Annotated in this window: 1 protein-coding gene and 2 pseudogenes; all 3 read left to right on the plus strand. The window is 61.6% G+C overall.

All coding sequences use genetic code 11. The features are described from left to right. A pseudogene (locus tag AC1DUU_RS31705) lies at positions 1–436 on the plus strand (ABC transporter substrate-binding protein); the annotation flags it as partial. Between the two features lie 68 nt (positions 437–504). Continuing rightward, positions 505–1,245: an ABC transporter ATP-binding protein gene (locus AC1DUU_RS31710; RefSeq protein ID WP_476787265.1), complete on the plus strand. Its 741-nt coding sequence runs from the start codon at positions 505–507 to the stop codon at positions 1,243–1,245. Beyond that, positions 1,245–1,523: pseudogene (locus tag AC1DUU_RS31715) on the plus strand (hypothetical protein); the annotation flags it as partial. The gene AC1DUU_RS31710 and the pseudogene AC1DUU_RS31715, both read left to right, overlap by 1 nt.

Genomic DNA, 1,523 nt, shown 5'->3' on the forward strand with positions numbered 1-1,523 from the left:
CGCGGCGATCATCGGTGCGCGCGGCATCCCGTTGCGCGAAATCACTCCGGAAGAATTCCTGGCCTTCTTCGGCAACGGGTGGGCGGTCACGCGCAGCTATCTCGAGGCAAACCCGAAAGTCATCGAAGGCTTCGGCAAGGCGCTGGTCAAGGGAACGAAGTTCGGCCTAGATCCGGCCAACAAGGATGCCGTGCTCGCCCATGCGGCAGCCGGCAATCCCCAGGAAGGCGAGGACGCAAAGTTCGCAGCAGCACTTTTGACCGCGATCCAGGATCGCGTCACGCCGCTCGACCTGTCCAACGGCTATGGCTACCAGCCGCCGGAGCATTGGAAGATGTGGCATGAAAGCCAGGTGGCGACGGGTGCTCTGGCCAAGCCGCTTGACGACCTGAACGCGGCCTACACGAATGATTTCGTGAAAGCTTGGAACGAATGAACGCACTTCAGCGATCCGAATTCGACGGGGCCGGCCTGCCAGGCCGGCCCGTATACGAGCTCCGCGGCGTGGCGAAAAGCTACGCGCGCCGCTCCATTCACGCGCTCGACCGGGTCGACCTGACATTGACCGAGGGGAGCTTCTCCTCGGTCATCGGGCCCTCCGGCTGTGGCAAGTCCACGCTTCTTAAGATCATGGCGGGTGTCCTGCCGCCGACTGAGGGCAGTGTCTATCTGGAGGGCACGCCGGTCACCGGCACGCGCCGAGATATCGGCATGATGTTCCAGCAGGCCACGCTATTTCCGTGGCGCACGACACTCGAAAACATCGTCCTGCCGATCGAGATTCGCGACGGCAAGAAGGCGGCACGGGCCATGCACGACGAGGCGCGGGCATTGCTCGATCTTGTCGGGCTGAAGGGCTTTGATGCCGTGCGCCCGAACGAATTGTCCGGCGGCATGGCCCAACGCGCGGCGATCTGCAGGATGCTGATCACCAGGCCCGCCGTGCTTCTGCTCGATGAGCCGTTCAGCGCGCTCGACGAGTTGTCCCGCGACTTCATGAACATGGAGCTGCAGCGCATCTGCATGGAACGCAACGCCACCGCGTTTTTGGTCACGCACTCCATTCCAGAAGCGGTGATCTTGTCCGATACGGTCTATGTCATGTCGCCGCGGCCTGGCAATTTCGTCGAAGYGGTCACGATCGATCTGCCACGGCCACGGACGCTCGACATGATGACAGATCCGAAGTTTGGCGAGTATGTGCGCCGCATCCGCGCAAGGCTCGACAAGGGAGCTTTCCTGTAATGGTCGCAATTGACAACAAGGACCAGCGTCCGGAGACGATCTGGACCGAACATGTCTCCTTCATAGACCGGATTCCCCGCTCCATTGCCATGGCCGGGCTGCTGTTCGGCTTCATCGCGTTGTGGCAGCTGATCCATGTGTTGGGCGTGGTTTCGCCAATCATCCTGCCGGGTCCATGGGAGACCGGCGCCGACATCGTCTTCGTCGCCAAAAACCTGCTTTCCGGCGGCTATATGCTGGTGGCCATGTGGATTACCATCAAGGAGGTGATCCTCGGC

This window comes from Aminobacter sp. P4_H6_2, from assembly GCF_056400805.1.